The organism is Streptomyces brasiliensis (genome assembly GCF_014647875.1).
GTDB lineage: Bacteria > Actinomycetota > Actinomycetes > Streptomycetales > Streptomycetaceae > Streptomyces > Streptomyces brasiliensis.
The window spans coordinates 324,845-351,291 of sequence record NZ_BMQA01000002.1; the positions used below are offsets into that span (position 1 = coordinate 324,845).

General features: G+C 71.9%; 23 protein-coding genes and 1 tRNA gene. 13 read left to right on the plus strand and 11 right to left on the minus strand.

Annotated features, from left to right (window positions below):
• Positions 1-102 precede the first annotated feature (102 nt).
• A complete protein-coding gene (locus IEZ19_RS05140) occupies positions 103-789 on the minus strand; it encodes a histidine phosphatase family protein (protein WP_189309776.1) in 687 nt (228 codons plus the stop codon).
• Positions 790-851: 62 nt separating this feature from the next.
• Here IEZ19_RS05140 and corA point away from each other — a divergent pair, with 62 nt between their 5' ends.
• Positions 852-1,850: a magnesium/cobalt transporter CorA gene (corA, locus tag IEZ19_RS05145; protein WP_189309777.1), complete on the plus strand. Its 999-nt coding sequence runs from the start codon at positions 852-854 to the stop codon at positions 1,848-1,850.
• A 32-nt stretch (positions 1,851-1,882) separates the two neighbouring features.
• On the opposite strand, the gene IEZ19_RS05150 is transcribed toward corA, so the two are convergent.
• Both IEZ19_RS05150 and IEZ19_RS05155 read right to left on the minus strand, forming a co-directional pair.
• Entirely contained in the window at positions 1,883-2,671 is a 789-nt protein-coding gene (locus tag IEZ19_RS05150; RefSeq protein ID WP_189309778.1) for a ferritin-like domain-containing protein, read from the minus strand.
• A 260-nt stretch (positions 2,672-2,931) separates the two neighbouring features.
• Positions 2,932-3,987, minus strand: a complete 1,056-nt coding sequence (locus IEZ19_RS05155; protein WP_189309779.1) for an LLM class F420-dependent oxidoreductase — start codon at positions 3,985-3,987, stop codon at positions 2,932-2,934.
• 300 nt (positions 3,988-4,287) lie between these two features.
• Here IEZ19_RS05155 and IEZ19_RS05160 point away from each other — a divergent pair, with 300 nt between their 5' ends.
• Together IEZ19_RS05160 and IEZ19_RS05165 are read left to right on the plus strand one after the other, a co-directional pair.
• Complete coding sequence (locus IEZ19_RS05160) at positions 4,288-5,271, plus strand: aldo/keto reductase (RefSeq protein WP_189309928.1); 984 nt, start codon at positions 4,288-4,290, stop codon at positions 5,269-5,271.
• Positions 5,268-7,433, plus strand: a complete 2,166-nt coding sequence (locus IEZ19_RS05165; protein WP_189309780.1) for a helix-hairpin-helix domain-containing protein — start codon at positions 5,268-5,270, stop codon at positions 7,431-7,433. Before IEZ19_RS05160 ends, IEZ19_RS05165 begins: the two co-directional genes overlap by 4 nt.
• Positions 7,434-7,611: 178 nt before the next feature.
• Here IEZ19_RS05165 and IEZ19_RS05170 read toward each other — a convergent pair whose 3' ends face one another.
• The gene (locus IEZ19_RS05170) at positions 7,612-8,319 is read right to left on the minus strand and encodes a hypothetical protein (RefSeq protein WP_189309781.1); all 708 of its coding nucleotides are present in this window, start codon (positions 8,317-8,319) and stop codon (positions 7,612-7,614) included.
• Positions 8,320-8,366: 47 nt separating this feature from the next.
• Between IEZ19_RS05170 and IEZ19_RS05175 the strand changes: the two genes are divergently transcribed.
• Entirely contained in the window at positions 8,367-8,555 is a 189-nt protein-coding gene (locus tag IEZ19_RS05175; protein WP_164587194.1) for a DUF5703 family protein, read from the plus strand.
• 68 nt (positions 8,556-8,623) lie between these two features.
• Here the strand turns inward: IEZ19_RS05175 and IEZ19_RS52995 are convergent, their stop codons facing one another.
• The 3 genes from IEZ19_RS52995 to IEZ19_RS05190 form a co-directional block, all read right to left on the minus strand.
• Positions 8,624-9,598, minus strand: coding sequence for a chaplin (locus tag IEZ19_RS52995; RefSeq protein ID WP_189309782.1), 975 nt, complete (start codon positions 9,596-9,598; stop codon positions 8,624-8,626).
• 210 nt (positions 9,599-9,808) lie between these two features.
• The gene (gene chpH / locus IEZ19_RS05185) at positions 9,809-10,042 is read right to left on the minus strand and encodes a chaplin ChpH (RefSeq protein WP_189309783.1); all 234 of its coding nucleotides are present in this window, start codon (positions 10,040-10,042) and stop codon (positions 9,809-9,811) included.
• A 156-nt stretch (positions 10,043-10,198) separates the two neighbouring features.
• Entirely contained in the window at positions 10,199-11,524 is a 1,326-nt protein-coding gene (locus IEZ19_RS05190) for a M20/M25/M40 family metallo-hydrolase (protein ID WP_189309784.1), read from the minus strand.
• 200 nt (positions 11,525-11,724) lie between these two features.
• Between IEZ19_RS05190 and IEZ19_RS05195 the strand changes: the two genes are divergently transcribed.
• From IEZ19_RS05195 to IEZ19_RS05210, 4 genes are all read left to right on the plus strand, one after another.
• Positions 11,725-11,809: transfer RNA gene (locus IEZ19_RS05195), tRNA-Leu, on the plus strand.
• A 272-nt stretch (positions 11,810-12,081) separates the two neighbouring features.
• Complete coding sequence (locus IEZ19_RS05200) at positions 12,082-16,038, plus strand: Pls/PosA family non-ribosomal peptide synthetase (RefSeq protein WP_189309785.1); 3,957 nt, start codon at positions 12,082-12,084, stop codon at positions 16,036-16,038.
• A 77-nt stretch (positions 16,039-16,115) separates the two neighbouring features.
• Positions 16,116-17,459 (plus strand): M1 family metallopeptidase, encoded by a 1,344-nt coding sequence (locus IEZ19_RS05205; RefSeq protein WP_189309786.1) that lies wholly within the window; start codon positions 16,116-16,118, stop codon positions 17,457-17,459.
• A 13-nt stretch (positions 17,460-17,472) separates the two neighbouring features.
• Positions 17,473-17,886: a YchJ family protein gene (locus IEZ19_RS05210; RefSeq protein ID WP_189309787.1), complete on the plus strand. Its 414-nt coding sequence runs from the start codon at positions 17,473-17,475 to the stop codon at positions 17,884-17,886.
• 24 nt (positions 17,887-17,910) lie between these two features.
• Here IEZ19_RS05210 and IEZ19_RS05215 read toward each other — a convergent pair whose 3' ends face one another.
• Positions 17,911-18,618, minus strand: coding sequence for a FadR/GntR family transcriptional regulator (locus tag IEZ19_RS05215; RefSeq protein WP_189309788.1), 708 nt, complete (start codon positions 18,616-18,618; stop codon positions 17,911-17,913).
• Positions 18,619-18,761: 143 nt separating this feature from the next.
• Between IEZ19_RS05215 and IEZ19_RS05220 the strand changes: the two genes are divergently transcribed.
• The 4 genes from IEZ19_RS05220 (at position 18,762) to IEZ19_RS05235 (ending at position 22,561) form a co-directional block, all read left to right on the plus strand.
• Positions 18,762-19,280 (plus strand): gluconokinase, encoded by a 519-nt coding sequence (locus IEZ19_RS05220; RefSeq protein ID WP_189309789.1) that lies wholly within the window; start codon positions 18,762-18,764, stop codon positions 19,278-19,280.
• Between the two features lie 65 nt (positions 19,281-19,345).
• Positions 19,346-20,743, plus strand: a complete 1,398-nt coding sequence (locus IEZ19_RS05225; protein WP_189309790.1) for a GntP family permease — start codon at positions 19,346-19,348, stop codon at positions 20,741-20,743.
• Positions 20,744-20,756: 13 nt separating this feature from the next.
• On the plus strand, positions 20,757-21,518 hold the full coding sequence (locus IEZ19_RS05230) for an SDR family oxidoreductase (protein ID WP_189309791.1): 762 nt from the start codon (positions 20,757-20,759) through the stop codon (positions 21,516-21,518).
• Positions 21,519-21,532: 14 nt separating this feature from the next.
• A complete protein-coding gene (locus IEZ19_RS05235) occupies positions 21,533-22,561 on the plus strand; it encodes an L-idonate 5-dehydrogenase (protein WP_189309792.1) in 1,029 nt (342 codons plus the stop codon).
• A gap of 23 nt (positions 22,562-22,584) precedes the next feature.
• On the opposite strand, the gene IEZ19_RS05240 is transcribed toward IEZ19_RS05235, so the two are convergent.
• The 3 genes from IEZ19_RS05240 to IEZ19_RS05250 form a co-directional block, all read right to left on the minus strand.
• Positions 22,585-23,208: a cytochrome b/b6 domain-containing protein gene (locus IEZ19_RS05240; RefSeq protein WP_189309793.1), complete on the minus strand. Its 624-nt coding sequence runs from the start codon at positions 23,206-23,208 to the stop codon at positions 22,585-22,587.
• Positions 23,192-23,932, minus strand: coding sequence for a molybdopterin-dependent oxidoreductase (locus IEZ19_RS05245; protein ID WP_189309794.1), 741 nt, complete (start codon positions 23,930-23,932; stop codon positions 23,192-23,194). The genes IEZ19_RS05240 and IEZ19_RS05245 overlap by 17 nt, the downstream gene beginning before the upstream one ends.
• A gap of 84 nt (positions 23,933-24,016) precedes the next feature.
• Entirely contained in the window at positions 24,017-25,057 is a 1,041-nt protein-coding gene (locus IEZ19_RS05250; RefSeq protein WP_229839959.1) for a hypothetical protein, read from the minus strand.
• A gap of 385 nt (positions 25,058-25,442) precedes the next feature.
• Here IEZ19_RS05250 and IEZ19_RS05255 point away from each other — a divergent pair, with 385 nt between their 5' ends.
• Complete coding sequence (locus IEZ19_RS05255; protein ID WP_189309795.1) at positions 25,443-26,336, plus strand: DMT family transporter; 894 nt, start codon at positions 25,443-25,445, stop codon at positions 26,334-26,336.
• The last annotated feature ends 111 nt before the right edge of the window (positions 26,337-26,447 follow it).

Genomic DNA, 26,447 nt, shown 5'->3' on the forward strand with positions numbered 1-26,447 from the left:
GTCCTGTCTCCATTGAAGTCGAAAGTGCTGAAGCCGAGAGTGCGTGAGGATCCGTGCGTGAGCGCGTTGATGTGAATCGCTTCACCCTACTGCGGGCGACGATCACGGTGCTCCCGCACCGCCCCCGACCGGTGCGTCTTCCCCGGTCGGTTCCTCACGTGGGGCAAGGGAGGCGAAATCCCCGGTGTCCCCGAGACGAACGAGGAACGGCCGCAGGCGCGTGTAGCGGATCGCGGTGACGGAGCACGGTTCGACGGAGATCCGCTGGAACAGGTCGAGATGGAGGCCCAGCGCGTCCGCGACGAGCGACTTGATGATGTCGCCGTGCGAGCACATGACGTACACGGCGTCGGCGCCGTGGTCGCGCTCCACGCGCGCGTTCCACTCGCGTACGGCCTCGGCGGCCCGCGTCTGCATCGCGCGCATGGACTCCCCGCCGGGGAACGCTGCGGCCGACGGATGCGCCTGGACGACCTCCATCAGCGGTTCGTCCTTGAGCTCGGCGAGCTTGCGGCCCGACCAGTCGCCGTAGTGGCACTCGCCGATCCGGTCGTCGGTGTGGACGCGCAGCCCGGGGCGGGCGTCGAGCAGGGGTTGGACGGTCTCCATGCAGCGTTGCAGGGGGCTCGTGACGACTTCGGAGACCGGCAGCGCGGCGAGCCGTCCGGGCAGTGCGGCGGCCTGTGCGGTGCCGCGCTCGTCGAGGGCGACGCCCGGCGTCCAGCCTGCGAGCAGGCCCGCGGTGTTGGCGGTGGAACGTCCGTGCCTTACGAGGATCAGCGTGGGCATGCCGCCCAGGGTAGGCGTACCCGCGAGTGCGGGACTGACCGGGCGGCAGGAGAATACGCTGCGTGATCGTCGACTGCGCCATCTACCGGGACGGGGAGCGCGCGGAGGAGCCCGAGGACCTCTCCGACGCCCTCGCGCAGGCACGCGCACAGGGCGACAGCTTTCTCTGGATCGGGCTGTACGAACCGACGGAGCGGGAGTTCGCCCTGGTCACGGAGGAGTTCGCGCTGCATCCGCTGGCCGTGGAGGACGCGCTGAAGGCGCATCAGCGGCCCAGGCTCGAGGTGTACGACGATTCGCTGTTCATGGTCCTCAAGCCGGTGAACTACGAGCCGAACAGCGACACCGTCACGGCCGGTGAGTTGATGGTGTTCCTCGGCGACTCCTTCGTGGTGACGGTCCGGCACGGTGAGGGCGCGCCGCTGAACGCCATCCGGCGGCACATGGAGGAGCAGCACGAGATGCTGAAGCACGGTCCGACCGGCGTGCTGTACGCGATCACGGACTCGGTCGTCGACCACTATCTGGAGGTGGCCACGGAGCTGGGCACCGACCTGGAGGAGCTGGAGGCCGAGGTGTTCTCACCGTCGGGCGGCGGCTCGCGGAACACGGCGTCGCGGATCTACACCTTCAAGCGGCAGGTGCTGGAGTTCCGCCGCGCGACCGTCCCGCTGGCCGCCCCGACGACCCGGCTCGCGGGGCAGGGTCCGAACGTCACGCCGGTGCCGTTCGTACAGGACAAGGCGCGGCCGTTCTTCCGGGACGTCACCGACCATCTCATGCGCGTGAACGAGTCGGTGGAGAGCCTGGACCGGCTGGTGTCGGACATCCTGTCGGCACACCTGGCGCAGATGAGCGTCCGGCAGAACGACGACATGCGGAAGATCTCGGCGTGGGCGGCCATGGCCGCGATACCCACGCTGATCGCGGGGATCTACGGCATGAACTTCGGCCACATGCCGGAACTGCACTGGCTGTACGGATATCCGGCGGTGATCGCGCTGATGGCCGCTCTGGAGGTGCTGCTGTACTGCATGTTCAAGCGGCGCGGCTGGTTGTAGGCGGCGGGCCTCGGAGGACGGTCGGCCGTTCGTCAGGCGAACTCGGGGGCCGGGGTGACCGGGCCGCCGAGGGCGTTGCGGCGCTCGGGCATGCACAGGGAGACCATCCGGCGCCAGCCCGCGAGGCGCTCGTACCCGTACACGGCGTGGATGCCGGCCGCGAGCAGCGCGGACTTGGCCCGCGGCCAGCCCAGGATGCGCCCCATGTGGGCCATGACGGCCAGGCTGACGTCCCGGTGGATCCGGATCTCGGCGAGGGCGCACTCGCGCAGCGCGCGCTGGATGACGCGGCCGTGGCCGGCGTGCGCGAACCGGAGCAGTTCCTCGTGGCAGTAGGCGAGGTGGTTGTCCTCGTCGTGCGAGATCATCTTCACGGCGTGGCCGACGTCCGGGTGGGCGCCGAAGTACCTGCGCAGCATCTCCATCTGCTCGGAGGCCCGCTGTTCGGTGACCCGGCTGTGGGCGAGGTAGGTGACGACGTCCTGCACGGTGAGCGGCTCGTCGGCCTTGAGCTTCTGGTGGGCCAGGCCGATGCCGTCCCGCTCGAGGAGCATCGTGTAGTCGGTCTCGGGCGGTACGGCGACCGGCTGGAGGCCGCGCTTCTTCATGAGGGCGTGGAAGATCCGCCCGTGCTTGTCCTCGTCCGCGCCGTGACGGGCGATCTTGGGCGCGAGAGGACGTTCGCTCCGCGGCACCAGTGCGGCGATCCGCCTGTTCTCCCAGCCGCCCTGCGACTCCCCGCTGGCCGCGATGGAACAGAAGAGCCGGAAGGACTCGTCGTTGTCGAGGATCTCCTGGAACAGGCTCCTGGCCGAAAGCATCGTGGGCACCTCTCTGCGGGACTCACGGATTCCACGGCTGTCCGCCGCCGCCGTGGAACTCCGCAAAGAACGAGTCAAATGCCGTGCGGGAGGTGCTGCAACAGGTGTGTCCGACAACTGCGCCGAAAGAAGGAGCAGGGGGCTCGTGCGGGGGCGTAACCGCGCGGGCGCGGGCGCGTTGTTCCCCGTGACGGCCGTGGCGGGGAAGACCCCCGAGCCCCCACCACGGCCGCGGAAGCTCCGCGTGTGTGTTCCGCGTGTTACGCGAGCCCGGCCCGCTCCAGGGCCTCGGTGCCGGCCCGCAGGGAGGCGAGCCGCTCGTCGAGCGTGAAGCCCGCGGGGGCGAGGGTGAGGGTGGTGACTCCGGCGGCGGCGTAGGCGTTCATCCGCTCGGCGATGCGGTCCACGGAGCCGAGCAGCGTGGTCTTGTCGATCAGGTCCTGCGGTACGGCGGCCCCGGCGCCCTGCTTGTCGCCGGACAGGTACTTGTCCTGGATCTCGGCGGCTTCCTTCTCGTAGCCCATGCGCTGGGCGAGCTGGTTGTAGAAGTTCTGCTTGCGGCTGCCCATGCCGCCGACGTACAGGGCGGTGTAGGGGCGGAAGGTGTCGGCGAGCCGGGCGACGTCCTTGTCCTCGCCGACGGCGAGCGGCAGCGTCGGGCAGATGTCGAACCCCTCGAGGGTCCTGCCGGCCTTCTCGCGTCCGGCGCGCAGGTACGTGACGGCGGTCTCCTCGAGGTGGTCGGCGGACGGGAAGATGAGCAGCGCGCCGTCGGCGATCTCGCCGGTCTGCTCGAGGTTCTTCGGCCCGATGGCGGCGATGTAGAGCGGGATGTGCTCGCGCTGCGGGTGCACGGTCAGCTTGATCGGCTTGCCGGGGCCGCCGGGCAGGGGCAGTGTCCAGTGCTCGCCCTCGTACGACAGCCGCTCCCGGGTCATGGCCTTGCGCACGATCTCGACGTACTCACGGGTGCGGGCGAGGGGCTTGTCGAACTTGACGCCGTACCAGCCCTCGGAGACCTGCGGGCCGGAGACGCCGAGGCCGAGGCGGAAGCGGCCGCCGGAGAGCGAGTCGAGGGTGGCGGCGGTCATCGCGGTCATCGCGGGCTGGCGGGCCGGAATCTGGAAGATGGCCGAGCCGACGTCGATCCGCTCGGTCTTCGCGGCGACCCAGCTCAGCACGGTGGCCGCGTCAGAGCCGTACGCCTCGGCGGCCCAGCACACGGCATACCCCAGGCGCTCGGCCTCCTGCGCCACGGCCAGATTGTCCGCGTCCATCCCAGCACCCCAGTAGCCGAGGTTGATCCCGAGCTGCATGGCCGATTCCCCTTACCCATGAGTAACGTCCTTGTCGGGCAGACACTAGCGCGGGAGAAGGGCGAACGGCAGCGGGAACCGCTGCGCAGCTGCGGGCGCGGTGCCGCCGCGCCCGCCGTACTGGCCGCCGTGGCTGCGACCACCCCGCAAGCGCGGGCAGGCGGAAGCCACCTCCACAGCTCGCCCCCGGGTGCCCGAGAAACCCCGCTCACCGGCACAGCACCGACACCGGCGCTCAACAGCCCGCGTTATCCACAGGGCAACCCACGGCACCAGTTCTGGCCAGTAATCTCGGCGGACATGGAGCAGAGGCATCTCGGCCGTACCGGCCTGCGCGTGTCCCGGATCGGACTCGGCACCCTCACCTGGGGCCGGGACACCGACGAACACGACGCCGCGGACATGCTGAAGGCGTTCTGGGAGGCGGGCGGGACCCTCGTCGACACGGCGGACGTGTACGGCGACGGAGAGGCCGAGTATCTGCTCGGACAGCTCATAGAGGGGCTGGTGCCGCGCCGGGACCTGGTCATCTCGACGAAGGCGGGCAGCGTCCCCGACCCCGACCGCCGCTTCAACGGCTCGCGCGGCCATCTCCTCGCCGCCCTCGACGCCTCCCTCGCCCGCCTCGGCACGGACCACGTCGACATCTGGCACATCCACGCCTTCGACCCGGACACCCCGCTGGAGGAGACGCTCCAGGCCCTCGACCTCGCCGTCACCAGCGGCCGCGCACGCTACGCCGGCGTCTCCAATTTCTGCGGCTGGCAGCTCGCCAAGGCAGCGACCTGGCAGCTCGCGGCCCCGGGCACACGCACCCGGCTGGCCAGCACGCAGATGGAGTACTCACTGCTCCAGCGCGGAGTCGAGCGCGAGGTGCTGCCGGCCGCCCTGGACCTGGGCGTCGGCCTGCTCCCCTCCTCGCCGCTCGGCCGGGGTGTCCTGACCGGCAAGTACCGCCACGGCACGCCCACGGACTCACGGGGCGGCTCGGAACACCTCGCGCCGTTCGTCGCGCCGTATCTCGACGACACCGCGAGCCACATCGTGGACGCGGTGACGACGGCCGCGGACGGACTGGCGGTGACCCCGCTCCAGGTCGCCCTCGCCTGGATCCGGGACCGCCCCGGCGTCGCCGCGCCGATCATCGGCGCGCGCAACGCACAGCAGCTCACGGCGGCGTTGTCAGTGGAGGCGCTTAGTCTTCCTGACGAGATCTGCAGAGCCCTCGACGACGTGTCGGCGCCCCTGCACCGCTATCCCGATCACGACTGGAGCACGCTGTGAGCACGGACCCGGAGACCACGGAGGAAGCCCAGCCGGGGACCCCGGACGCCCGCCCGCAGGACGCGGCGTCCGAGACCGGCACGCAGACCGGTGCGGGAGACGAGGCCGGCGCCGATACCCCGGCCCAGCAGTCCGAGGCGGAGGCCGAACTCGCGGCCCAGCGCGTCGAGCGGGAGCGGATCGAGCGGCGCAAGGCCGAGAAGACCGGGCCGATCGAGAGCGGCGGCAAGCTCAGCGGCACGGCGGCCGACCTGCTCGCGGCCGTGCGGGCGGTGGAGAGCGGCGAGAAGCCTGTCGCGACCGGCTTCGCCGGGCCCGCGCCCGCCCCGCGCAGACCGGCCGCTCCCGAACCCACCCGCCGACCGCAGCCCGCCCCGGCCGCCGCGCCCACCGCCCCGGCGACGGAGTCCGTGGACGCCGTACGGCGTGTGCTGGCCGACGGCGGCGCCCCCGACACCTTCGCCGCCCAGGTCGCCGCGGTCCTCGGTGAGGGTGCGGACACCCTGCTGCGGGAGGACCCCTGGCAGCTGCTGCGGGTCACCGGCGTACGGCCGGAGCAGGCGGACGGATTCGCACGGGCGCTGCTCGGCGCCGGGTGCGGCCCGGACGACCAGCGCCGGGGCCGCGCGACGACCGTCTGGCTGCTCGAGCAGGCGGCGCTGGCCGGGCACACGGCACTGGAGATGCCCGCGCTGGAGGCGGCGCTCGCGCAGCGCGGCGTGCCGGATGCCGAGGCGGCAGTGCAGGGCACGATCGCGGAGGGCGAGGCCCTGGTGTTCCAGGACGCCCTGGAGGAGCCCGGCGCCCCGGCCCGGCCGCGGGAGTCCGCACAGGACACGGAAGAGGGCGAAGAAGGCGACGGGGAACGTCCCGTGCGCGTCCTCGTCGGCCTGGAGCGGTACGCCCTGGCCGAGGAGATTCTCGCCGACGGTCTGGCCCGGCTGCTCAACTCCCTGCCGAAGGAAGGCTCTCAGCCCTGGGAGTCGGCCGCCGCGTCGGCGTCCGGCGGCTCGGCCGAGCTGGTACGGACGGTCGCCGGTCACGGGCTCGTGCTGCACACCGGCGGCCAGGCTGCCCGCGCCGAACCGGCCGCCCTGCTCATGGCGGCGCGTACGGCGGGACTGCGCGCCTTCGCCGCCTGCCACACCCCCGACGGACGGCGGCGGTTCGCCGCGCTGCTCGGCGCGGACGAGGACGAGAGTGCGGAGTCCGTCGTCACGGTCGCGGGTCTGCTCGCCGGCACCGAGGGGCCCGGACGGGACGCCGAGGGCGCGCTGGACCTCGATCTCCTGGTCGTCCTCGACGCGCCACTGCTCGACGTGGAGAACGCGGCGATGGTCGTCGAGTCGCTGCCCGACGGGGCCCGGCTGGTGCTCGCCGGAGACCCGGTGGTGCTGTGGTCGACCGGGCCGGGGCGGGTCTTCGCCGACCTGCTCGCGGCGCGCGCGTGCCCGCAGATCGCCTCCCGCGTCCCCGACCCGGGTCCGCTCGGCGAACTGGTCTCGGGCATCGGCATCGGGGAGCTCGCCCAAGTGGAGGCGCCCGGCAAGGAGATCGTGATCGTGCCGGTGCGGGACGCGGGCGAGGCCGTGCACCGGACCGTGCAGTTGGTCGCGGACTCCGTGCCGCGGGCCATCGGCGTCCCGGCCGAGCAGACCGTGGTGATCACACCGGGCCACGGCGGAGCGGCGGGCACCCGCGCACTGAACGCCGCGCTCAAGGAGCGGCTCAACCCGGGACCGGGCCGCTTCGGCGGCTTCGACGCCGGAGACCGGATCGTGTACTCCCCCGCCCCGGGCCGTACGGTGCCCGGCCAGGTGGTCATGGCCGACGCCGAGGGGCTGCACCTGTCCTGCTCGGGCACGCCCGTGGTCGTACCGAAGGAGCGGGTGGAGCAGTCCGTGCGGCACGGGTGGGCGCTGACCGCGCACCAGGCGGGGGGCGACCGATGGCCCGCGGTGGTCGTGGTCCTGCCCGGCGACGCGGCACAGGCGCTCAGCCGGCCGTGGGTGTACACGGCGTTCAGCCGGGCCGACCGGCACCTCTCCGTGGTCCACGGGGTCGAACAGGCCCTGCCGAAGGCGGTTGCGGAGATCCCTCACAAGCCCCGCACGACCCGCCTGCCGGCACTGCTGAGAGCCCAGATCCCGCCGACGGGCTGACGCGTCCGCCTCGCCCGGTCGTCGCGCTCTACCGGCAGCGCGGACCGGGCGAGCCGCCATTCATCTCCGCCGGCCGGCGATCAGCCGTGGCGGCGGATCTGGGGTCCTCCACGCCCTTGGGGCTGTGGGGGGCGGTGCCGAACCGGCCCTGCCCCCGGCACCGTCGCCCATCCCGCTCTCAGCGATCCGCGTCCAGCGGCTCCAGGTCCTCGTCGCCGTCCAGGTCCAGCTCGTCCTCGAGGTCGTCGTCGTCCGACTCGTCCTCGATCTCGTCGTCCACCTCGTCGTCGAAGACCGAGCTGACGTCGAACCGGCAGACCACCCGCTGCGGATCGATCTGCTCGAAGGGCGCCTCCAGCCACTCCCCGGGTTCGGCCGGTTCGTCCGCGGCGGTCACCCAGAGCGTGGAGTCGCCCTCCTCCAGCCCGAACTCCTTGTGCCGGGAGGCGATCTCGTCCGGTTCGAACTCGCCGAAGAGGATCCCGAGCGCCCCGTGCACGGTGCCGGAGGCTTCCGTGCCGCCGCCGCTGTCGTAGTCCGCCGCCTCGACCCGCTGGGCCTGCGCCAGCAGCCGCTGGGGTTCCGCGACGGCGTAGTCGCGGCGGATCAGCACGCTGAGGGCGTTCGGCTCCTCGGGACCCGCGTACGGCGGCAACGAGTCCTCCGTGCCGGGGATCTCGAACGGCGTGACCTCGTCGTAGCGGTCGTAGAGCAGCTCGTCGTACACCTCGGCGGCCGCGGCGAGCTGGTTGAACGCCTCGTAGACGGCCGGGTCGTCCTCCCCCGACCTGCGTTCGACCGCCGCGAGATGGCGGTCGAGCGCGGTCTTGACCGCCTCGGCGGCGGCGCGTACCTCGGCAGCGGTGGGCTGCGCAGCATCAGACATAGTGCAGACGCTATCCGTACCGGGCACCAGCCCGCACAATAGATGCGATGCCGGAATACGAATTTGTCGACGTGTATGTGCCTCGCGGGGTCTCCCGCAAGGACGCCACGCGTCTGCTGACGGACCATGCCGAGTACGGACACTGGGAGTTGGACCGACTGAGCCTGCTGCACGACGGCAGCCGCAGGGTGCGGTTGCGCCGGCGAATCATCCGCCAGGTGCGTGCCACGTGGTGAGACAGGCCGTCTGAGCGGAAGGGGCCCCGCACTCGCGGGGCCCGCTCCGTCTCGGTCACACGCGGGTGCTACGCCGAGGCGCGCGCCTTGCGGTAGAGCAGCGTGCCCGCGAGCAGTGTCCCTGCGCCCACCGGGAGCACGAGGCCGAGCGGCAGGTCACCGCCGGTGTGGGCGAGCTGCGCGTTCGGCTGGGACTGAGTGACGTAGCTGCTGCTCTGCGCGCCCGTGCCCGGAGTGCCGCCACTGTGTCCGCTCGGGCCGGGCGGAGTGTCCGGCGTACCGGGGTGGGCGGGCGTCCCCGGATGTCCGGGGTTGCCCGGCTGTTCCGGCGTCCCGGGCGGCGTCGTACCGTGCCCACCGCCGGGCGGCTGAGTCGGATGGTGGCAACCGCACCCGTGCCCTCCGCCCCCATGGCCACCGCCGTTGGCGCATCCGCCGCCCACCGCGGCGTTGCCGATCCCGATGAGGTCGACGCTGTTGCCGCACACGTTCACCGGAACGTCGACCGGCACCTGGACGCTGTTGCCGGAACCGACGCCCGGCGAACCACCCGAGTGCCCGACGGCGTGCGAGCCACCGTGGCCGCCCTGCCCCCCGGAAGAAGAGCCACCGCGATTGCCGCACGCGTTGCCCACCGCCGGGTTGAGCAGCCCGACGACGTTCACGGTGTTGCCGCACACGTTCACCGGAACATGCACCGGCACCTGGACGCTGTTGCCGGAACCGACGCCCGGCGAACCACCCGAGTGCCCGACGGCGTGCGAGCCACCGTGGCCGCCCTGCCCCCCGGAAGAAGAGCCACCGCGATTGCCGCACGCGTTGCCCACCGCCGGGTTGAGCAGCCCGACGACGTTCACGGTGTTGCCGCACACGTTCACCGGAACATGCACCGGCACCTGCACCGTGTTGCCGGACAGCACGCCGGGCGAGTCGGCGGCGGTGCCGTTCGCGCCCGAGTCGGCGTGCGCGTAGCCGCTTGCGGCGGCGAGCACGCCGGTCGCCGCGGCCATGGTCATGAGGCCCTTGCGGGCGCCCTGTCGCATCACTGAAATCCCCCCTGCCTCTGGATCCTGCAGATCCTGCTCTGCGAATTTCTCGCGCCATGGGCGCGGTACGCGCTGTGCACGCAATACGCGCCGTGGGCGCGACAAGTCCGGCCGGCACAAACCCGGTCGGGACAAAAGCCGGTCGGCTCCGGAGCGCATGGCGCGCACTCCGGAGCCGACGGGAAGTCGCTCCTCAGGGAGCCGACGTCACTTGTTCACGCAGGAGTTGCCGAAGGCGGGGTTCAGCAGCCCGATCACCGAGATCGTGTTGCCGCAGACGTTCACCGGGACGTGCACGGGAACCTGGATGACGTTGCCGGAAGCGACGCCCGGGGAGTGCACGGCGGCACCCTGAGCACCGGAGTCGGCGACGGCGAGGCCCGCGCCCGCGAGAACCAGACCACCAGTGGCAGCCGCGGCGGCGACGACCTTCTTGATCATTATTCCTCCTTGTTGGCAATGCGACCCCAAGTAGCGGATCGCATCACGAGTAACGAGGAGGGAGTAATGGAGCTACGAGCTTATCGTCGCATTCACCCTTATCGGTAAGGTCCGCACAGGCGGCCGATTAGTGGTGTGTCGTTTCTGCGGGCGAATTCAGGACGCGTCGATGAACCGGTCGAGCACACGCACGCCGAACTTGAGCCCGTCCACCGGCACCCGCTCGTCGACGCCGTGGAACATGCCGGCGAAGTCCAGCTCGGGCGGAAGCTTGAGCGGCGCGAAGCCGAAGCCCCGGATCCCCAGGTCGTCGAAGGACTTGGCGTCCGTGCCACCGGAGAGCATGTAGGGGATCGCCTTGGCGGCCGGGTCCTCGGCGACGAGCGCGGCCTGCATGGCCTCGACGAGCGCCCCGTCGAAGGTGGTCTCTACGGCCTTGTCGGAGTGCACGTCCGCGCGCTTCACGTTCGGCCCGAGGAGCTTGTCGAGGTCGGTGAGGAACTCCTCCTCGAAGCCGGGCAGGAACCGCCCGTCGATGTGCGCGGTGGCTTCGCCCGGGATCACGTTGACCTTGTAGCCGGCGTTCAGCTGGGTGGGGTTGGCCGTGTTGCTGAGGGTCGCGCCGATCAGCTTGGCGATGCCGCCGAGCCTGGCGAGCGTGGATTCCATGTCCTCCGGGTCCAGCTCGGTGCCGAGCGCGTCGCCGAGCTCGTCGAGGAAGGCCCGGGTGGTCTTGGTGACCCGTACCGGGAACTTGTGCCGTCCGACCCGCGCGACCGCCTCCGACAGCTCGGTGATCGCGTTGTCCCGGTGGATCATCGAGCCGTGCCCGGCCGTACCGGCCACGGTCAGCTTCATCCAGTGCATGCCCTTCTCGGCCGTCTGGATCAGATAGAGCCGCCGCTGCTCGCTGACGGTGAACGAGAACCCGCCGACTTCGCTGATGGCCTCGGTGACGCCCTCGAACAGTTCGGGGTGGTGGTCGACCAGATACCGGGCGCCGAACGTGCCGCCCGCCTCCTCGTCGGCGAGGAAGGCCACCACGACGTCGCGCGGGGGCCGCCGCCCGCTGCGCAGCCGGTCGCGCACGACGGCCAGCGTCATGGCGTCCATGTCCTTCATGTCGACGGCGCCGCGCCCCCACACGCACCCGTCCGTGACCTCGCCGGAGAACGGGTGATGGGTCCAGTCGCCGGCGTTCGCCGGTACGACGTCGAGGTGGCCGTGGATCAGCAGCGCGGGCCGGGACGGGTCCTCGCCCTCGATGCGGGCCACCGTGGAGGCGCGCCCCTGGTGCGACTCGAAGATCTCCGGTTCGAGCCCCACCTCGGCGAGCTTCCCGGCGACGTACTCGGCGGCCTCGCGCTCACCCGGGCCCGAGTGGTCGCCGTAGTTGCTGGTGTCGATCCGGATCAGCTCGCGGCAGAGGTCCACGACCTCGTCCTCGCCGGTGACGTTCCTAGTCGTGTCCGTCCCGCTCACGCTGCTTCCTCCCACTGTCACTGCTGGTGGTCCTTCCTCATCCTCCCCCTCCCCCCGCTCCGTCCCCAAGACCGGACCCGGCCCGTCACACGCCGTTCACGCGCGGGCGCAGCCGGGGACGGGGTGTGATCGGCCACCCCCGAAAGCCTGGTAATGTTTCCTTCGTCGCCGCGGGGGAAACCCCGCACGACAGACACCTTGTCCGGGTGGCGGAATGGCAGACGCGCTAGCTTGAGGTGCTAGTGCCCTTTATCGGGCGTGGGGGTTCAAGTCCCCCCTCGGACACTTGAGTCGGCGAGGGCCGTGACCGGAAGGTCGCGGCCCTCGCCCGTTGTTGTGGGCCATCTCTCCTCCGGTGTGAAGATCACCAGGTCACGGACGTGCGGCCGGCCCGCCGGGGCCCCCGAACGGCCTTGCCGATTGGCTGACAGAACGGGCGGGACCTAGCGTCGTACTAAAATTTCGGGCTTGTTACGGAGCCGGAGCGGACAACCCCAGGCAGACCTGCGGGCCCGCCGGCGCCCCGGAGGCTTCCGGGATCGAGACGCGAGGACCGGATGGCAGCCATACACGAGGGCAGTGCTCTCGGCCTGCTCGACGAGGAGATCCGCGAGCAGCTCGGCGACACGGCACGTTTCTCCGCGGGGCCCGCCGCCTCGCCACGCACCTTGGTCGATGTGTTCGAGGCGTCCGTGCGGTCGCATCCGGACGAACTCGCGCTGGACGACGGCACGACCCGGCTCACCTACCGCGCGCTGGCCGTCGAGGTCGAGCGGCTGCGGCGGCGGCTGGCCGGGGCCGGGGTCGCCCTCGGCGACCGGGTGGGTGTGCGGGTTCCGTCCGGGGCCAATGAGCTGTACGTCGCGATCCTCGCCGTGCTGGCCGCCGGTGCCGCCTATGTCCCGGTCGACGCCGAGGACCCCGACGAGCGGGCCGAGCTGGTGTTCGGCGAGGCGGAGGTGCGGGCCGTCGTCGGTGCCGGGCATCAGCTGACCGTCGTCCCGGGCGAGCAGCCGCCTTCCGCCGGCGGGGACGAGCAGCGGCCTTCCGCCGGCGCCGGCGGGCACCGGCTCACCGTCGGTGACGCCCAACGCCACCTCGCCTCGGGCGCCCCCGCCACCCGTCCCGGTCCCGAGCACGACGCCTGGATCATCTTCACCTCCGGGTCCACCGGGAAGCCCAAGGGTGTCGCTGTCACGCATCGCAGTGCCGCCGCCTTCGTGGACGCCGAGGCCGCTCTCTTCCTGACCGAGGAGCCGATCGCGCCCGGGGACCGGGTCATGGCGGGGCTGTCCGTCGCGTTCGACGCGTCGTGCGAGGAGATGTGGCTGGCCTGGCGGTACGGGGCCTGTCTGGTGCCGGTACCCCGGTCGCAGGTCCGCAGCGGTGCCGATCTCGGGCCCTGGCTGGTCGAGCAGGAGATCACGGTCGTCTCGACCGTGCCGACGCTGGCCGCGCTGTGGGAGCCGGAGACCCTGAACGACGTACGGCTGCTGATCTTCGGTGGCGAGGCCTGTCCGCCCGAGCTGGCGCAGCGGCTGGTGACGGAGGGGCGCGAGGTGTGGAACACCTACGGGCCCACCGAGGCGACCGTCGTGGCCTGTGCGGCGCTGATGACCGGCGAGGAGCCCGTGCGGATCGGGCTGCCGCTCGGCGGCTGGGAGCTCGCCGTCGTCGACGAAGGCGGGGAGCCCGTGCCGATGGGCGGCAGCGGGCAGCTGGTGATCGGCGGGGTCGGGCTCGCGCGGTACCTCGACGCAAAGAAGGACGCGGAGAAGTACGCGCCTCTCGAGTCGTTGGGCTGGGAACGGGCGTATCGGAGCGGTGACCTGGTGCGGGCCGACCCCGAGGGGCTGGTGTTCCTGGGGCGGGCGGACGAGCAGATCAAGCTCGGCGGGCGGCGCATCGAGCTGGGCGAGGTGGACGCCGCGCTGCAGGCGCTGCCCGGGGTCGCGGGCGCCGCCGCGGCGGTGCGTACCGCGCGCAGCGGCAACCAGTTGCTCGTCGGGTACGTCGTCACGCAGGACGGCTGGGACCACAAGGCCGCGGTCGAGAAGCTGCGCGCCGCCCTGCCCGCCGCCCTGGTTCCGCTGCTCGCGCCGGTCGGCGAGCTGCCGACGCGTACGTCCGGCAAGGTCGACCGCAATGCGCTGCCGTGGCCGCTGGAGGGGCTGGAGCAGCCCGCCGCCGAGCTGTACGGCACCGAGGCGTGGCTCGCCGAGCAGTGGGCGGACGTCCTCGGCATCCCGGTGACCAGCGCGAGTGACGACTTCTTCGCGATCGGTGGCGGCAGCCTGGCCGCCGCCCAGCTCACCACCCGGCTGCGGACCCGTTATCCGAGCGCGGCCGTCCTCGACATCTACCAGCAGCCCGTGCTGCGCAAGCTGGCCCGGCGGCTGGAGGCCTCGGCGCAGGACGACGGGGCGCGGCGCACGGTGGCGCCGGTTCCAGTCCGTGCCCAGGTGGTGCAGTCGCTGCTGCTCGTGCCCCTGTTCACGCTGCTCGGGCTGCGCTGGACGGTGGTGCTGGCCGCGGCGGGCAATCTGCTGCCCGGTCATACCTGGCTGCCGACCGCGCCCTGGTGGCTGCTCGCCGTCGGAGCGCTGCTGTTCTTCAGTCCGCCGGGGCGGATCGCGCTCGCGGCGGGCGGCGCGCGGCTGCTGCTGCGCGGTCTGAAGCCGGGGCGGTATCCGCGCGGCGGAAGCGTCCATCTGCGGCTGTGGACCGCTGAGCGGCTGGCCGAGTTCACCGGGGCGACCTCCCTGACCGGGTCCTGGCTGGAGCGGTACGCGCGGGCGCTGGGCGCCAAGGTCGGCACCGAGGTGGATCTGCACTCTCTGCCGCCGGTCACCGGGATGCTGAAGCTGGGTCGCGGCGCCGCCGTGGAGTCCGAGGTGGACCTCAGCGGGTACTGGCTGGACGGGGACCGGCTCGAGGTCGGCCAGGTCAAGGTCGGCGCGCATGCCGTCGTCGGGACGCGCAGCATGTTGTTCCCCGGCGCCCGGGTGGGCAAGCGGGCCGAGGTGGCGCCGGGCTCGGCGGTCACCCGGCAGGTGCCGACCGGGCAGCGCTGGGCGGGCGCGCCCGCCGTCAAGCTGGGCAAGGCCAAGCGGAACTGGCCCAAGGAGCGGCCACAGCGGGGCACGTACTGGCGGGTGATGTACGGCCTGACGGGCCTCGCGCTCAGTGCGCTGCCGGTCGTCGCGGGAGTGGCCGCGCTGCTGGTGGGCGCGCGTTTCGTACGGCCCGGCGACGGGCTCGGCGAGGCGCTTCGCGGCGCCGTGTACGCCCTGGTGCCGGCGACGCTGGCGTTCGGGCTGGCATACGCGCTGATGATCCTCGTCGCCGTACGGCTGCTGAGCCTGGGGCTGCGCGCGGGAACGTATCCGACGCACAGCCGGGTCGGCTGGCAGGCCTGGACGGTCACGCAGCTGATGGACCGCTCCCGGGAGACACTGTTCCCGCTGTACGCAGGGCTCGTCACGCCGGTGTGGCTGCGGCTGCTCGGCATGCGGATCGGGCGGGGTGCCGAGGTGTCCACGGTGCTGGCCCTGCCCAGCCTGACGACGGTCGGTGACGGGGCGTTCCTGGCCGACGACACGCTGACCGCGCCGTACGAGCTGGGCGGCGGCTGGGTGCGGATCGGGCGTGCGGAGATCGGACGGCGGGCGTTCCTCGGGAACTCGGGGATGACCGCGCCGGGGCGGAGCGTGCCGGACGGCGGGCTCGTCGGTGTGCTGTCGGCGACTCCGAAGAAGGCGAAGAAAGGCACCTCGTATCTGGGGCTGCCGCCGGTGAAGCTGCCGCGCAGCGCGAGCGACGGCGACCAGAGCCGGACGTACGATCCGCCGGCGCGGCTGTTGTGGGCGCGCGGGCTGGTCGAGGCGTGCCGGATCGTGCCGGTGTTCTGCTCGGCGGCGCTGGCCGTGCTGACGGTGGCGGCGCTGTGCGTGCTGGGTGTGTGGGCGCCCGTGCTGTCGGGGCTGGTGCTGCTCGCGGCGGGTGTCCTGGCGGCGCTCGTCTCGATCGTCGCGAAGTGGGTGCTCGTGGGCCGGCACCGGGGCGCGGAACATCCGCTGTGGAGCGGGTTCGTGTGGCGCAATGAGCTGGCGGACACGTTCGTCGAGGTGCTCGCGGTGCCGTGGCTGGCCGGTTCGGTGCCGGGGACGCCGGTGCTGACGGCGTGGCTGCGCGGGCTGGGGGCGCGGATCGGTCGGGGTGTGTGGGTGGAGAGCTACTGGCTGCCCGAGACGGATCTGGTGACCCTGGAGGACGCGGCGACCGTCAACCGTGGCTGTGTCCTGCAGACGCACCTCTTCCACGACCGGATCTTGAGGACGGATACTGTGGTTCTCCGTGAGGGCGCCACGCTGGGTCCTGGCGGGATCGTGCTGCCCGGCAGCACGGTCGGGGCCCGTACGACGCTGGGTCCCGCGTCGCTCGTCATGGCCGCGGAGTCCGTCCCGGACGACACCCGCTGGCTGGGCAACCCGATCGAGGCATGGCGCTCCTGAACGCGGGACGGCTCGATCCGGTGGGTGGTGCGGCGCCGGACCGGAGGTCGAGCACAGCGCAGGGAGCAGACGCGGCAGTGGCAGTTCAGCAGGCAGTGGGTCAGGACCCGTACTTCCCGGCCAACGGCGATCCCCGGTACCGGGTGCACCGCTACGAGCTCACGCTGGACTACCGCCCCGGCCCCAACCGCCTGGCGGGCACGGCCCGGATCAACGCCATCGCCGGCCGGGCCCCGCTGACCGAGTTCCAGCTGAACCTGGCCGACTTCAAGATCGGCCGGGTGCGGGTGGACGAGCGCCAGACGCACTACACGCACCGTGGCGGCAGGCTGCGGGTGCGGCCCGCGAAGCCGGTGCGGGCCGGGGCCGCGTTCACCGTCGAGGTGCACTGGTCGGGCAACCCCAAGCCGGTGGCCAGCCCGTGGGGCGGGCTCGGCTGGGAGGAGCTGACGGACGGGGCGCTGGTGGCGAGCCAGCCGGTCGGGGCGCCGTCCTGGTACCCGTGCAACGACCGGCCGGCCGACAAGGCGTCGTATCTGATCTCGGTGACGACTCCGTCGGCGTACTCGGTGGTGGCGGGCGGGCGGCTGCTGACGCGGACGGCGAAGGCCTCGACGACCACCTGGGTGTACGAGCAGTCGGCGCCGACGTCGAGCTATCTCGTCGGGCTGGCGATCGGCAAGTACCAGACGGTGCTGCTGGGCGACCCGGGGCCGGGCGGGGTGCCGCAGCACGGGCACATCCCGGCGCATCTGCTCCCGGAGTTCTCGCGGGACTTCGCGCGGCAGCCCGCGATGATGGAGCTGTTCCAGGAGCTGTTCGGGCCGTACCCGTTCGAGGAGTACGCGGTCGTGGTGACCGACGAGGAACTCGATGTCCCTGTCGAGGCACAGGGGTTGTCGCTGTTCGGCGCCAACCATGTGGACGGGGCGCGGGGTTCGGAGCGGCTGGTCGCGCACGAGCTGGCGCACCAGTGGTTCGGGAACAGCGTGTCCATCGCCGACTGGCGGCACATCTGGCTGAACGAGGGGTTCGCCAAGTACGCGGAGTGGTTGTGGTCGGAGCGCTCGGGCGGCCGCAGCGCGCACCAACTGGCCGCCGCCGCACATCGGTTGCTGTCGGACCAGCCGCAGGACCTGCGCCTCGCCGACCCGGGCCGCAAGGCGATGTTCGACGACCGCCTCTACGAACGCGGTGGCCTGACCCTGCACGCGATCCGCTGCGCCCTGGGCGACGAGGCGTTCTTCCTGATGCTGCGCAGCTGGGTCCGGCTGCACCGGGGCGGCTCGGTGACCACTCCGGCCCTCGTCTCCCACGTGTCCCGCTTCGCGGACGAGCCGGCGGACGCCCTGTTCGAGGCGTGGGTGTACGGGGGGCCGTTGCCACCGCTGCCCTTGCCGGGCACACGTACGGCCGTCTAGGACAATGGCGGTCATGACCACACGTTCCTGTCCCTGCGGCCTGCCCGAGTCCTACGCGAAGTGTTGTGGGCGATATCTCCCCCAGTCTCGAACACGCTCGACCGGGGAGACCCCCATCGGTGCCGCCGCAGCTCCGACCGCCGAGGCGCTCATGCGGTCGCGGTACTGTGCGTTCGTCGTGGGGGACGCGGGGTATCTGTTGCGGACCTGGCATCCGCGGACGCGGCCCGCGCGGCTGGAGTTGGATGCCGGGATGCGGTGGACGGGGCTCGAGGTGCTGGACGCTCGGGACGGGTCGGCCTTCCACTCCACCGGGACCGTGACCTTTCGGGCGTCCTACCGGGGTGGCTCGCTGCACGAGCGGAGTCGGTTCGAGCGGGTCGGCGGGGCCTGGGTGTACGTCGACGGGGACTTCCTCGAGGACTAGGCGGCGAGAACTCTCCTCACCCGGCTAGGACTTCGGGACCAGGATGTCCAGTTCCTGAAGCGCTCCTACCGTGATCTCCCGGGTGAGTTGTTCCGCGCGGGTCGCGTCGCCCTCGCGCACCGCCTCCGCGACCTGGACGTGCAGGGTGACGGCGGCCGGGTCGGGGTCCTCGAACATGACCTCGTGGTGGGTGCGGCCGGCCAGGACCTCGGCGACGACGTCACCGAGGCGCGCGAACATCTCGTTGCCGGACGCCGTGAGGATCACTCGGTGGAAGGCGATGTCATGGATCAGGTACGCCTCCAGCTTGTGGCCGCGGGAGTTGGCGACCATGCCGAGCGCGCACTCGGTGAGCTCGGCGCACTGCTCCGCCGTGGCGTTCGCCGCGGTCAGGCCCGCCGCGACCGGTTCGATCGCCGAGCGCAGCACGGTGAGTGAGCGCAGCTGATGCGGGCGGTCGGCGCCCGCGAGGCGCCAGCGGATGACCTGCGGGTCGTAGACGTTCCACTCGCACTTGGGCAGCACCGTCACGCCCACCCTGCGGCGCGATTCGACGAGGTGCATGGACTCCAGGACGCGCACCGCCTCGCGCATCACGGACCGGGACACCTCGAAGTGCTGGGCCAGTTCGTCCGTCCGAAGGACGCTGCCCGCCGGGTACTCACCCGCCGTGATCGCGGGACCAAGGGTGCCCAGTACATGGCCGTGCAGCCCTCGGCCCGGTGTGCTCATGCACACAGAGTACGGGGCGGATCACAGGAACAAAAAGTCAGACTTATTTGTCACAGAGTCTTGAATTCGTAGTACCTAATGGGTTTCATCTACGCGACGTCAGCAGCCAGACGTCCAGCGTCGAAGAAGACAGCGAGGCAGCAATGAGCACCCCCCACGTCGTCGTGGTCATGGGCGTCGCCGGCACGGGCAAGACCACCATCGGTCCCCTGCTCGCCGCCCGGCTCGGCGTCCCCTACGCCGAGGGCGACGACTTCCACCCCCAGGCGAACATCGCCAAGATGACGGCCGGGATCCCGCTCGACGACGAGGACAGGTGGCCGTGGCTCGACGCCATCGGCAGCTGGGCTCACGGTCGGGCCGGGCTCGGCGGGGTGGTCAGCAGCTCCGCACTGAAGCGGTCGTATCGGGACCGTCTGCGCGCGGAGGCGCCCGGTGTGGTGTTCGTACACCTCACGGGCGACCGCAAGCTCATCGAGGACCGCATGGCCCACCGGCACGGGCACTTCATGCCGACCTCGCTGCTGGACTCCCAGTTCGCCACGCTCCAGCCCCTGGAGCCGGACGAGGTGGGGGTCGCCGTGGACGTCTCCGGCAGCCCCGAGGAGATCACCGAGCGGGCCGTCGAGGCGCTCGCCACGCTTCCCGACGCGGCACGGTAACCACCCCTACCGCACCCCCCACCGCAGCAACACCCCCCAGTCCCCTTATCTGCAAGGAAACCTCCGTGACCAGACTCAGCGTCGAGGTGCTGGCAGCGGACGCGGTCCAGCCGATCACCTCGGCAGGCCACGCCCAGCTGGGCATCGCCGTGCTGGCGGCCTTCGCCGTCATCATTCTGCTCATCACCCAGTTCAAGCTTCACGCCTTCCTGGCCCTGACCATCGGCTCGCTCGCCCTGGGCGCGTTCGCCGGGGCACCGCTCGACAAGGCGATCACCAGCTTCACCACCGGCCTCGGCTCCACGGTCGCCGGTGTCGGTGTGCTCATCGCGCTCGGCGCGATCCTCGGCAAGCTCCTCGCCGACTCCGGCGGCGCGGACCAGATCGTCGACACGATCCTCGCCAAGGCCGGTGGCCGGGCGATGCCGTGGGCGATGGTGCTGATCGCCTCCGTGATCGGTCTGCCGCTGTTCTTCGAGGTCGGCATCGTGCTGCTGATCCCGGTCGTCCTGATGGTCGCCAAGCGCGGCAACTACTCACTGATGCGCATCGGCATCCCGGCGCTCGCGGGCCTGTCCGTGATGCACGGTCTCGTGCCGCCGCACCCCGGCCCGCTGGTCGCGATCGACGCGGTCGGCGCCAACCTGGGTGTCACGCTGGCGTTCGGCGTGCTCATCGCCATCCCGACGGTGATCATCGCCGGTCCGCTCTTCTCCAAGGTCGCCGCCCGCTGGGCGGACGTCCCGGTCCCGGACCGGATGCTCCCGCCGCGCGCCTCCGAGGACCTGAAGAAGCGCCCCGGCTTCTTCCCCACCCTGGCCACGGTTCTGCTGCCCGTCGTGCTGATGCTGTCCAAGGCGCTGGTCGACCTCATCATCGACGACGCGGCCGACACCACCCAACGCGTCTTCGACGTGATCGGTTCCCCGCTGATAGCCCTGCTCGCCGCCGTGATCGTCGCCATGTTCACGCTGGGCCGGCCCGCCGGGTTCAGCAGGGCGCGGCTCTCGCAGACGGTCGAGAAGGGTCTCATGCCCATCGCGGGCATCCTGCTGATCGTCGGCGCGGGCGGCGGCTTCAAGCAGACGCTGATCGACTCCGGCGTCGGCCAGATGATCCTGGACGTCTCCAAGGACTGGTCGATCCCGGCTCTGTTGCTGGCCTGGCTGATCGCCGTGGCGATCCGGCTCGCGACCGGTTCCGCGACGGTGGCGACCGTCTCCGCCGCCGGTCTCGTGGCCCCGCTGGCCGCCGACATGTCGACGACCCACGCGGCCCTGCTGGTCCTGGCCATCGGCGCCGGCTCGCTCTTCTTCAGCCATGTCAACGACGCGGGCTTCTGGCTGGTGAAGGAGTACTTCGGGCTGAGCGTCGGGCAGACGCTCAAGACCTGGTCGATCATGGAGACCATCATCTCCGTGGTCGCGGGCGCTCTGGTCCTCCTGTTGTCCCTCGTGGTCTAGGAACGGTACGGCGATGACGGCTCACCCCCTCTTCGACATCAGCGGCCGCAGGGCCCTGGTCACCGGCTCCAGCCGCGGCATCGGGCTCGCTCTGGCCCGCGGGCTGCTGGAGGCCGGCTGCACGGTGGTGCTCAACGGACGTGACACCGACCGGCTCGAGGAGGCCGCCGCGGCGCTGCCCGGCGACGTCCACACGGCCGCGTTCGACGTGACCGACGGGCCCTCGGTGGCCGCGGGCACAGCCGAGGTCGAGGAGCGGGTGGGCCCGCTGGACATCCTGGTCAACAACGCGGGGATGCAACTGCGCGCCCCGCTCCTGGAGTTCACGGACCCGGACTGGCACCGGATCCTGGACACCAACCTCACGAGCGCGTTCCTCGTCGGCCGCGAGGTCGCCCGGGGCATGACGGAACGCGGGCGCGGCAAGATCATCAACATCTGCTCGCTGCAGAGCGAGGTGGTCCGCCCCGGGATCGCACCGTACGCGGCGACCAAGGGCGCGCTGAAGATGCTCACCAAGGGCATGTGCGCGGACTGGGGCCCGTACGGCGTGCAGGTCAACGGGCTCGGCCCCGGCTACATCGAGACCGAGCTGACCGAACCCCTCGTCGAGGACGAGGAGTTCAGCGCCTGGGTGCGCCGCCGCACCCCGGCCGGCCGCTGGGGCCGTACCGAGGACCTGGTGGGCGGGCTGCTCTACCTCGCCTCCCCGGCCGCCGACTTCGTGGGCGGGCAGGTCCTCTACATCGACGGCGGCATGACGAGCGTGTTGTGAAAGGGGCTCCGGGAATGCTGGGTTGTGTGATCCACGGGCAGGGCGACCTGCGCGTCGAGGAACTGGCAGCGCCCGAACCCGGCCCCGGACAGGCCCTGGTCGCCGTCCGCTACGGCGGGGTGTGCGGGTCCGATCTGCACTACTGGCGGCACGGCGGCGTCGGCGACTTCCGGCTCCGGGAACCGATGGTGCTGGGGCACGAGGTGGTGGGGACGGTCGTCGCGTACGGCTCCCCGGACACCCCGGGTCCCGCGGCGGGTACGGCCGTCGCCGTGCACCCGGCGACACCGTGCGGAGCGTGCCCGGAGTGCGCCGACGGCCGCGCGAACGTCTGCCGTGACACCCGCTACCTCGGCAGCGCGGCCCGGTTCCCGCATGTGCAGGGCGGGTTCGCGGGTCAAGTGGTCGTACCGGCCACCCGGTTGAGGCAGCTCCCGGAAGGCCTCGAACTGCGCCGGGCGGCGCTCGCCGAGCCCCTGTCGGTGGCACTGCACGCGGTGCGGCGGGCCGGCGACGTGGCCGGACGGCACATCCTGGTCACCGGGGCCGGCCCGATCGGGTGCCTGCTCGTGGCGGCGGCGAAGGCCGCGGGCGCTGCACGGGTGACCGTGACCGATCTGCTGCCCGAGGCGCTGCGTTACGCCGGGATCGCGGGCGCCGACACGGTCGTACGGGCCGACGATCCGGACGACGCCGGGTGGCCGGCGGAGGTCGACGTGGCCGTCGAGGCGTCGGGCGTGGCCGCCGGTCTCGACACCTGTCTACGGCTCGGGCGGCGCGGCGGGGTCGTCGTGCAGCTCGGGATGCTGCCGCCGGGGCAGAGCCCGTTCGCCGGGAACCTGGTGGTGAGCCGGGAGATCGAGCTGCGCGGGGCGTTCCGCTTCGACGCGGAGTTCGGTGACGCGCTCCAACTCCTCGCGACCGATCCGCGGTTCGACGGCCTGGTGAGCGCGGTGGTGCCGGTCACCGATGCGGAGTCCGCGTTCGCGCTGGCGGCGGACCGCAGCCGGTCGTGCAAGGTGCTGCTGGACTTCGCGGCCTGACCTGACTCAGCAGGCCGGTCGGCTCACGGACGCCACAGTGGATGCTCCCGTTTCGCCCAGTCCCGGCTCACCGTCCCCGTGCGCAGACCGCGTCGGGCCTCCGGGTCGCCCAGGGCCATGCCGATGTGGCCCGCGAGGACGATGCCGATGGTCAGGGCCAGCCAGTCGTGGACGAAGGTCGCCGATGTACGCCACATCAACGGCGTCAGATGGGTGAACCACATGATCAGGCCGGTGCCGAGCATCACCAGCGCGGCCCCGGCGATCCAGGCGGCGTAGACCTTCTGCCCGGCGTTGAACTTGCCCGCCGGGCGGGAGGACGCCCGCTTGTCGCGGTGCAGGGCGGCGCGCAGCCAGACGCGGTCGTGCGGCCCGAACCGGTTGAGGAAGCCGAGGTCGGCGCGGAAGGCGCGGGAGGCCAGGCCGAGCAGGACGGGGACGGGCAGGGCGAGGCCGGCCCACTCGTGGAGGCGGACGACCAACTCGCGGCGGCCGACCAGGACCGCCAGCTGCGGGATGTAGAGGCAGGCCGCGGTCAGGACGCAGATCCCCATCAGCAGGGCCGTCGACCGGTGCACCCAGCGCTCGGCCCGGGTGAAGCGGTGCAGCCGTCCGGTGCCGGCCGGGGCTTCAGTTCGTAGGCTCATCGGTGCGTCCGTTCGACCGGCCCACCCAGGCGTCGACGTCGTAGCCCAGCTTCTCCCAGTACCCGGGCTCGACCCTGTCGGTGACCGTGATGCCGGAGAGCCATTTCGCGGACTTGTAGAAATACATGGGGGCGACATAGAGGCGGACGGGGCCGCCGTGGTCGTGGCCGATCTCCTTGTCCTGCATGCGCAGCGCGACCAGGACGTCGGCGCGCCGGGCCTGGTCGAGGGTGAGGCTCTCGGTGTAGGCGCCGTCGAAGCAGGTGAAGTGGATCGCCCGGGCCGTGTCGCGGATGCCGGCCGCGTCCAGCAGCGTGGAGAGCCGTACGCCCTCGAATGGGGTGTGCGGCACGCGCCAGCCGGTGACGCACTGGACGTCCTTGACGAGCCGGGTCTGGGGCAGGGCGCGCAGATCCGCGAGGGTGTAGCTGCCCGGGCGGTCCACGAGCCCGTCGACGGTGAGGCGGTAGTTCGTGGGGCCCTTGTGCGGCACGGACGCGGTGACCGAGTAGTAGCGGAAGCCGCCGCCGTTCGGGAGCAGTCCGGTCAGGCCCGTGGGGTCCTTGCCGGACATGCTGCCGAGGAAGGACTCCATGCCGCGTTGCAGCGTGGGCGCAGCGATCACGCCGAGGGCGCCCAGGCCGACGGTGCCGAGGAAGACACGACGGCCGATCGGCCGGCCCTCCTCGGGCGGGCGGGCCTCCTCGGATTGTTCAGAGTTCACGCATTCATTCGAACACTCCGGGGCCCGTCGAACCAGGGACGGCGGACAGCGGTCAGGGTTCCGTAATGACTTCTTACGTTCGTCTCATGATGCGACGGTGCCGAGCGCTCGGGCGCGGGCGGTGTGGAAGGCGGCGCACGGGTCGTGGGCCGGGTAGGACCAGGGCGCCGGGGTGACGTACCGGTCGATGCGCTGGAACAGGGCGGCCGCCTCGGCGCCGCGGCCCGCGCAGTACAGGGCGTGGGCGAGGAAGTTCAGGTCGACGTGGCTGCGGGGGTGGTCCTCCGGCTCCCACTCCAGCCACCAGTCGAAGGAGGCCTGGAGGAGGGGCCCGGTCGCGGGCTGTGACCAGTGCCCGGAGGCGGCCGGGTCGGCGGCGGCCAGGCCCGCGACGGCCAGGACCCGGTAGCGCTCCGTGTGCGCGACGACGGGTAACAGGGCGAGCGGGGAGTCGGCCGGGGCGCGGGCGGCGCACTCATCGGCGAAGGCGTACACCTCGTGGTCCGGGTTCGCGCCCCGGTCGGGCCCGCGTTCGGCGAGGCGGGCGGTCATCAGGTGGTGGGCGTGGTGGTGGTCGGGGTGACGTGCGCGCACCTCGGCGAAGATCCGCCGCGTCCCGTCCCCCGTGCCCGACGCGCGCTCCAGCAGGAGCAGGCCGAGCCATGGGGTGGGATCGGCGGGTGCGAGGCCGGCCGCCTCCCGGCAGGCCATGCGCGCCGTGCCGGGTCCCTCCTCGCCGCGCAGGGCCCGGTGGACCAGGGCGAGGGCGAACAGCGTGGCGGCGCCGGCCGACCCGGGCTCGGCGAGGAGCCAGTCGCGGGCCCGGGCGGCGGCGCAGGGCTCGCGGGCGAGGACGGTGATCCGGTGGCCGCGGCGGTCCCAGTCGTCACCGGTACGCAGCAGCAGCGCGCGGGCGGCCTGGTGACGCTCCTGGGTCAGCGCGGTGCGCGCGGCGATCAGCTCCGTGTCGCCCAGAGCGCTGTCCGGGGCGCGGAACTCCGCGTGATGCTCGCCGCAGTCGACGCTGTGGTCAACGGCGTGGTCATCGGCATGGTTCTCGGCGCGGTCCACGGCCTGGGCCGGGCGCTCGCGGCGGGGGTGGAGCAGGGGAAGTGGTGGGGGCACCGCGGGACTTCCTGATTCTCGGGCTGCCATCGGCCGATCACTCACAGCCAACCCTCGGGCCACAGTTTGCGTCAAGTTCGTCGGCAGTGTTATCGCGTTCAACAACCCTTTACCGAGGGGCAGTTGTGGCGCGGCAACGGCTGCCCGGCGGTATCGTGGGCCGAACGCCGCAGGATTCCTGTGGCGTACGCCATGGCGCCGCCCGTCCGGGCGTCGGACCATGACGGTACGGGTCGCGCCGCCCTCGACCGCCCCTGGCCGACGGATCATCGTGACCGAGTCCACTGCCCGGTTCCGGGCACTCCCTGGGCACATACCGGGGCCCGGGACGCTACAGTCGGCCAAACGCACCCCGTGGCCCGGCCGGATGATCGAGGTACGCAGCGTGTCGGTTCTGGTTCTGATTCTCGCCGTGAGTGCGGCCTGTTGCCTCGGCTTCGGGTTCGTGCTCCAGCAGAACGCCGCCCAGAAGGCACCCCTGAGCGACTTCCTGCGGCCGCGCCTGCTGCTCGACCTGATGAAGGTGCCTCGCTGGCTCGGCGGCATCGGGCTGATGGTGGCCGGGATGGTCCTGGGCGCGATCGCCCTGGGCCACGGCGAGATCTCTCTGGTCGAGCCCTTGCTCGCCACGAATCTGCTCTTCGCTCTCGCGCTCTCCCGCCACCAGACGAAGCAGCCGCTGGGCCGCCAGGGCTGGTCGGGGCTCGCGCTGCTCGCGGGTGGTGTGTGCGCGTTCATCCTGGCGGGCCAGCCGCACAGCGGGCACGCCATCTCCAATCCGCTGCGGCACTGGCTGATCATCGGCGTGACGGTCGGCCTGGCCCTGCTGCTGACCACCTTCGCCAAGCGTTCCCGGCTCAGCTCGGGCCCCGTGCTGCTGGCGATCGCCGCAGGCCTGCTGTACGGCGTGCAGGACGCGCTGACCCGGGTGAGCGGCCAGCGCTTCTCCGAGGGCGGCCTCACCGAGGTGCTCACCGGCTGGCAGCCGTACGGCGTGCTGGTCATCGGCGTCACCGGGCTGATCCTGGTGCAGAGCGCGTTCGAGACCGCGCCGCTGCGCATGTCGCTGCCCGCGCTCACCGCGGCCCAGCCGCTCGCCGGGATCCTGTGCGGAGTGGGCTTCCTCGGCGACCGGCTGCGCACCGACACCGGGGCGCTCGCCTGGGAGGCGGCGGGGCTCGCGGCCGTGGTCGTGGGCATCGTGCTGCTGGGCCTGCATCCGGCGATGCCGTGCGGCACGGGTGAGCGGGAGCCGGCGCGGGATCTGCAGCCGCACTGATCGCCGGCCGGCGGCCCCCGCCGCCTGCCCGGCCCTGGGCGCGGGTGGCCTCCGGGGCCGCCCGACCACCGCCGCCGTACGCCCTGCCGACGAAAGCCCCGGCCCGCACTC

Coding starts and splice junctions, on each gene's coding strand:
- IEZ19_RS05140 (WP_189309776.1), bottom strand. CDS start 789: ATGCCCACGCTGATCCTCGTAAGGCACGGACGTTCCACCGCCAACACC.
- IEZ19_RS05150 (WP_189309778.1), bottom strand. CDS start 2,671: ATGCTTTCGGCCAGGAGCCTGTTCCAGGAGATCCTCGACAACGACGAG.
- IEZ19_RS05155 (WP_189309779.1), bottom strand. CDS start 3,987: ATGCAGCTCGGGATCAACCTCGGCTACTGGGGTGCTGGGATGGACGCG.
- IEZ19_RS05160 (WP_189309928.1), top strand. CDS start 4,288: ATGGAGCAGAGGCATCTCGGCCGTACCGGCCTGCGCGTGTCCCGGATC.
- IEZ19_RS05170 (WP_189309781.1), bottom strand. CDS start 8,319: ATGTCTGATGCTGCGCAGCCCACCGCTGCCGAGGTACGCGCCGCCGCC.
- IEZ19_RS05175 (WP_164587194.1), top strand. CDS start 8,367: ATGCCGGAATACGAATTTGTCGACGTGTATGTGCCTCGCGGGGTCTCC.
- IEZ19_RS52995 (WP_189309782.1), bottom strand. CDS start 9,598: ATGCGACAGGGCGCCCGCAAGGGCCTCATGACCATGGCCGCGGCGACC.
- chpH (WP_189309783.1), bottom strand. CDS start 10,042: ATGATCAAGAAGGTCGTCGCCGCCGCGGCTGCCACTGGTGGTCTGGTT.
- IEZ19_RS05200 (WP_189309785.1), top strand. CDS start 12,082: ATGGCAGCCATACACGAGGGCAGTGCTCTCGGCCTGCTCGACGAGGAG.
- IEZ19_RS05210 (WP_189309787.1), top strand. CDS start 17,473: ATGACCACACGTTCCTGTCCCTGCGGCCTGCCCGAGTCCTACGCGAAG.
- IEZ19_RS05215 (WP_189309788.1), bottom strand. CDS start 18,618: ATGAGCACACCGGGCCGAGGGCTGCACGGCCATGTACTGGGCACCCTT.
- IEZ19_RS05220 (WP_189309789.1), top strand. CDS start 18,762: ATGAGCACCCCCCACGTCGTCGTGGTCATGGGCGTCGCCGGCACGGGC.
- IEZ19_RS05230 (WP_189309791.1), top strand. CDS start 20,757: ATGACGGCTCACCCCCTCTTCGACATCAGCGGCCGCAGGGCCCTGGTC.
- IEZ19_RS05235 (WP_189309792.1), top strand. CDS start 21,533: ATGCTGGGTTGTGTGATCCACGGGCAGGGCGACCTGCGCGTCGAGGAA.
- IEZ19_RS05240 (WP_189309793.1), bottom strand. CDS start 23,208: ATGAGCCTACGAACTGAAGCCCCGGCCGGCACCGGACGGCTGCACCGC.